Origin of the sequence: Bradyrhizobium sp. YR681 (assembly GCF_000282615.1) — a bacterium.
GTDB lineage: Bacteria > Pseudomonadota > Alphaproteobacteria > Rhizobiales > Xanthobacteraceae > Bradyrhizobium.
Window position 1 is genome coordinate 1 of record NZ_AKIY01000099.1, and the last position, 5,577, is coordinate 5,577.

A 5,577-nucleotide genomic window follows, 5' to 3' on the forward strand; every position below is an offset into this window, starting at 1 on the left:
GCTCGCAATGACGGGGATAGGCCTTTGCATCGCTCACAGGAGTGGTGGGAGGCGAGGAATGAACAGAGGAAGTTTGTAGATGACCGGACCCGAGACCCTCGACGTCGCGCGTGATGCGATCTGGACCATTGTGATCGTGTCGTCGCCGCTGATGGTGGTCGGCCTCGTGGTCGGCGTCGTCGTGTCGCTGTTCCAGGCGCTGACGCAGATCCAGGAGCAGACGCTGATCTACGTGCCGAAGATTTTGGCCATCTTCGCCACGATGCTGTTGGCGTTGCCGTTCATGGCCGACGCGCTCCATTCCCACATGCTGCGGATCTCGTCGCGAATCATCGGCGGCTGAGGCACAATGCGCCCACCATGCGCATCGACGTCTCGCTGCTGCCGGCGCTCGCCGCCTCCTTCATGCTCGCCTTCGCCCGGGTGGGCGCGATGGTGATGCTGTTGCCGGGGCTCGGCGAGACCAACATCCCGACGCGGATCAAGCTGTCGATCGCGCTGCTGCTGACGCTCATCATTCTGCCGCTGCACCGGAGCGCCTATCAGGTCGACATGGGCTCGCTCGCCCCGCTGCTGGTCCTGATGCTGCATGAGATCGTGATCGGCATCGTGCTGGGTGCCACCGCGCGCGTGACGCTGTCGGCGCTCCAGGTCGCCGGTGCCGTGATCGCCCAGCAGATGGGACTCGGCTTCGTCACCTCGGTCGATCCGACGCAAGGACAGCAGGGCGTGCTGGTCGGCAACTTCCTGACCATGCTGGGGGTGACGCTGCTGTTCGCCACCGACAGCCATCATCTGGTGATCGCCGCGCTGAACGACAGCTACGCGATCTTCTCGCCGGGCGAGACCGTGTCGAGCGGCGATGTCGCGTCGCTGGCGACGCGCGCCTTCGCCGCCGCGTTTCGCCTCGGCCTGCAACTCTCCGGGCCATTCCTGGTGTTCGGCCTCGTCTTCAACATCGGGCTCGGCGTGCTGGCGCGGCTGATGCCGCAGATGCAGGTCTATTTCGTCGGCGTGCCGCTGTCGATCTTCGCCGGCTTCCTGGTGCTCGCCGTGGTGCTGACCGCGATGATGGGCACGTATCTCGATTACTTCATCGGTGTCATGCACCAGATGATGCCGCTCAAGTAACGAGGGATCGATGGCGGAAGACAATGATCCAGAGAGTCAAACAGAAGATCCGACGCAAAAACGTCTGGAAGAGGCGCTCGAACGCGGCGACGTCGCCAAGAGCCAGGAGATCAACACCTGGTTCATGATCGCGGGCGCCACGCTCGTGGTCTCGACCTTTTCGGGATCGGTTGGCAGCGGGCTGGTGACGCCGATGCGCAACCTGCTCGCCAATTCCTGGATGATCAAGACCGATGGCAAGGCCCTGCTCGCGCTGATGCAGCAGATCGAGGTCGCCGTGCTCGCGGCGGTCGGCGTGCCCTTGCTGATGCTGGTGCTGGCGGCGATCGCGGGCAACATGCTCCAGCACCGCCTGGTCTGGTCGGCCGAATCCCTCAAGCCCAAATTCAGCAAGCTCTCGCCCGCCGAGGGCCTCAAGCGCATCTTCGGCAAGCAGGCAGCGGCGAACTTCCTCAAGGGCCTCGGCAAGCTGATCGTGCTGGGCGCGGTCATGACCACGATCCTGTGGCCGGAGCGGCATCGTTTGGAGGCGATGGTCAAGCTGGATCCGGCCGCCATGCTGGGCGCCACCACCAGCCTGACCATCCATCTGCTCGGCGCGGTGGTCGCAGCGCTCGCGATCATCGCCATCGGCGACTATTTCTTCCAGTATCGCAGCTGGTTCCAGCGGCAGAAGATGTCGCTCCAGGAGATCAAGGAAGAGTTCAAGCAGTCCGAAGGCGACCCGCACATCAAGGGCAAGCTGCGGCAGTTGCGCCAGCAGCGCTCGAAGAAGCGCATGATGGCGGCGGTTCCCAAGGCCTCCGTGATCATCACCAACCCGACCCACTATTCGATCGCGCTGTCCTACGAGCGCGGCATGTCGGCGCCGATCTGCGTCGCCAAGGGCGTCGACAATCTCGCCTTCAAGATCAGGGAGATCGCGAAGCAGCACGACATCCCGATCGTGGAGAACGTGCCGCTGGCCCGCGCACTCTACGCCACCGTCGAAATCGACCAGGAAATCCCGACCGAGCACTACCATGCGGTCGCCGAGGTCATCGGCTACGTCATGCGGCTGAAGCGCGGATTTGGCGCCGGGCGCGGATAAAAAACCCGAAAAGTACCGGAAATGGCCGTAAACTGGGAATCAGCGTACCTTTCGCCCCTGCTGCCCTTGCGCCTGCGGGTCCGATTGGGGCAGGGAAGGCCCCGCGCGCGCCGCAGCGCGTTGATTCTCTGCCGACAGGCTGTGCCAGCTTGAGATGACTGCTGAGACCGACCACGACCTGACGCGAGAGCCCGTTGCGGCGCACGAGCCGTCGCCGCGCTCGGGCAGCATTGCGCTGGTGCTGCTGGTGGCCGCCGGCCTCGTCGCCGTTGCCGTCGGGCTGATGACGCTCGGGCGCGCGCAGGCGCAGCCCTATATTCTCGGCATCCTCGCCGTGCTGGCGATGGTCGGCCTGTTCAACCTGTTCGCCTTCGCCGCCGGCATCATCCGCTTCGTCGACCGCAACCTCGACGATCCCGTGATGGGGCGCATCGCCGATCACGCCTTCGATGGTCTGGCCGTGACCGATCCGCGGGGCCATGTCGTCTATTCCAACGCGGCCTATCTGACGCTGACCGGCGCCACCGGCCCGCAGGACGTGCGCCCGGTCGAGCGCGTCTTCATCGGCAACCCCGACGTCTCCGAGGCCGTGTTCCGCCTGCTGAAGGCCGCCCGCGAAGGCAAGCGGCAGCAGGAAGAGGTGCGCATCTCCGGCCAGGACGGCAGCCAGGGCCGCTGGCTGCGCATGCGGGTTCGCCCGCTCGGCACCGGCAAGCGCGAGACGAAATACGCGGTGTGGTCGATCGCCGACATCACCCGCGACCGCGAGCGCCAGGAGGACGTGTTCCAGGAGCTCCAGCACGCGATCGAATATCTCGATCACGCGCCTTGCGGCTTCTTCTCGGTCAATCCGGCCGGCGAACTTGCATATGTCAACGCGACGCTGGCGAACTGGCTCGACTATGATCTCGCCGAGATCGGCTCGGGCGGGCTGAAGCTCACCGACATCGTCTCGGGCGACGGCGCCTCGCTGCTGACGTCGATCGTGGCGGTGCCGGGCGAGGTGAAGACCGAGGTCTTCGACATCGATTTGCGCATGCGCAACGGCAAGACCATGCCGGTGCGGCTCTATCACAAGCTCGCCTTCGGCGCCGACGGTGCGCCGGGGCCATCGCGCACCCTTGTCATCAGCCGCGCCCGCGACGAGCGCAGCGATCCTGACCGTGCCGCCGAAGTGCGCTTCATGCGCTTCTTCGACCACACGCCGATGGCGATCGCGACCGTCGATCGCGGCGGCAATGTCGTGCGCGCCAATGCGCGCTACGCCAAGCTCGGCCAGGCGCTCGGGCTCGACAGCGCCTCCAAGTCGATCTTCCGCGCGGTCAATTCGCGCGACCGTCATCTGCTGATCGCGGCGATCAACCAGGCCGCCGAGAACAAGGCCGACATCGCGCCGGTCGAGGTGGCGCTGGAAGGAACCAAGGAGCGCTGGGGCCAGTTCTTCGTCACGCCGGTCGACGCCGCCGAGAACGACCAGGAAGCGGCCATCGTGCACATGCTCGAGACCACCGAGCGGCGCGCGCTGGAGAACCAGATCAACCAGTCGCAGAAGATGGAGACGGTCGGCCAGCTCGCCGGCGGCATCGCCCACGACTTCAACAACGTGCTGTCCGCCATCATGATGGCGAACGACTTCCTGCTGAACGCGCACAAGCCGACCGATCCGTCGTTCCAGGACATCATGCAGATCAAGCAGAACGCGACGCGTGCCGCGACGCTGGTGCGGCAGCTGCTCGCCTTCTCGCGGCGGCAGACGCTGCGGCCGCAGGTGCTCGATCTCGGCGACGCGCTGTCCGACCTCGCCATGCTGCTGCGCCGCCTGATCGGCGAGAAGGTCAAGCAGGAGACCATCCATGGCCGCGACCTCTGGCCGGTCAAGGTCGACGTCTCCCAGTTCGAGCAGGTGATCGTCAACCTCGCGGTCAACGCGCGCGATGCCATGCCCGACGGCGGCAAGCTGATCATCCGAACCGCCAACGTCACCGCGGAAGAGGCCGCCAAGCTCGCCTACAAGGGCATGCCGGCGGCGGATTACGTGCGGATCGAGGTTGCCGACACCGGCACCGGCATTCCCGCCGACATTCGCGACAAGATCTTCGAGCCGTTCTTCTCGACCAAGGAAGTCGGCAAGGGCACCGGCCTCGGGCTCTCGACGGTCTACGGCATCGTCAAGCAGACCGGTGGCTTCATCTACGTCGACTCCGAGCCGGGGCAGGGCACCTCGTTCCATATCTTCCTGCCGCGCCATCACGCCGAGCCGGAAGCGCAGGTCGAGCAGGCGGCGGCGCCGTCCGTCACCAATGGTGCTGCGAAGGAAGCTGCTGCCGCGACAGCGGAGGCGAAGCCTCGCACCGATCTCACCGGTCAGGGCACCATCCTGCTGGTCGAAGACGAAGAAGGTCTGCGCGCGCTCAACGCCCGCGGCCTGCGTTCGCGCGGCTACACCGTGGTCGAGGCCGAGAACGGCGTCGAGGCGATGGAAGTGCTGGAGGAGCAGAGCGGCGGCATCGATCTCGTCGTCTCCGACGTCGTGATGCCCGAGATGGACGGCCCGACCTTGCTCAAGGCGATGCGCGAGAAGAATCCCGACATCAGGTTCATCTTCGTGTCCGGCTACGCCGAGGACGCCTTCGAGAAGAGCCTGCCCGAGGGACAGCAGTTCGACTTCCTGCCAAAGCCCTTCACGCTCAGCCAGCTTGTGGCCGCGGTGAAGGAGACGATGACGAAACAGGGCTGAGGGCGCGCGGGCTTCCCTTGGGCCATTGTGCGCAATTCTCTCCCCACCGTCATTGCGAGCGTAGCGAAGCAATCCAGAATCCCTCGGCGGAAAGACTCTGGATTGCTTCGTCGCTGCGCTGCTCGCAATGACGGTGGGGAGAGAGCTGCGCTCGCAATGACGGGGATAAAGCGGAAATCGGTCCAAGACCCGCCGGTAACCTGCGACCACAGTTCCCCCGCGCACCCGGGCAAACCCCCGCCAAATATGGGCTTTTGCCACATCCCCGCGACTGAGGGCCGCAGCCACAAGTTCCGAAACCGTCTTCACTTTTCGGGAAGTCTGCCCATCTTAGGGGCACGTCCCCATGCCGGGGATTTGGGAAACGCACATGACTTTCTCGCAACGCTCCCGCTCTCTCTTCAAGACGAGCGCCGTCGTGCTGGCGCTTGCGCTGCCGACCGCGCTCGCCATCTCGTCCGCTGACGCCCGCGTCGGCGGCGGCATGTCGTCGGGATCGCGCGGCTCGCGCACCTATTCGGCGCCTCCGTCGACCACGACCGCGCCGGGCTCGACCTCGCAGTTCAACCGCACCTACACCCAGCCGGGTGCAGGCATGAATTCGGCGGCTGCCGCCCCC

4 protein-coding genes and 1 pseudogene are annotated in these 5,577 nt (G+C 65.5%); all 5 read left to right on the forward strand.

The window, feature by feature from the left end; translation table 11 throughout:
• The first annotated feature begins 79 nt into the window (after window positions 1–79).
• The gene (gene fliQ, locus PMI42_RS10580) at window positions 80–343 is read left to right on the forward strand and encodes a flagellar biosynthesis protein FliQ (RefSeq protein WP_007612284.1); all 264 of its coding nucleotides are present in this window, start codon (window positions 80–82) and stop codon (window positions 341–343) included.
• 17 nt (window positions 344–360) lie between these two features.
• Window positions 361–1,131, forward strand: coding sequence for a flagellar biosynthetic protein FliR (gene fliR / locus PMI42_RS10585; RefSeq protein ID WP_008133452.1), 771 nt, complete (start codon window positions 361–363; stop codon window positions 1,129–1,131).
• 10 nt (window positions 1,132–1,141) lie between these two features.
• On the forward strand, window positions 1,142–2,221 hold the full coding sequence (gene flhB / locus PMI42_RS10590) for a flagellar biosynthesis protein FlhB (protein ID WP_008133454.1): 1,080 nt from the start codon (window positions 1,142–1,144) through the stop codon (window positions 2,219–2,221).
• A gap of 154 nt (window positions 2,222–2,375) precedes the next feature.
• The gene (cckA, locus tag PMI42_RS10595; RefSeq protein WP_008133455.1) at window positions 2,376–4,958 is read left to right on the forward strand and encodes a cell cycle histidine kinase CckA; all 2,583 of its coding nucleotides are present in this window, start codon (window positions 2,376–2,378) and stop codon (window positions 4,956–4,958) included.
• 346 nt (window positions 4,959–5,304) lie between these two features.
• A pseudogene (locus tag PMI42_RS10600) lies at window positions 5,305–5,577 on the forward strand (hypothetical protein); the annotation flags it as partial.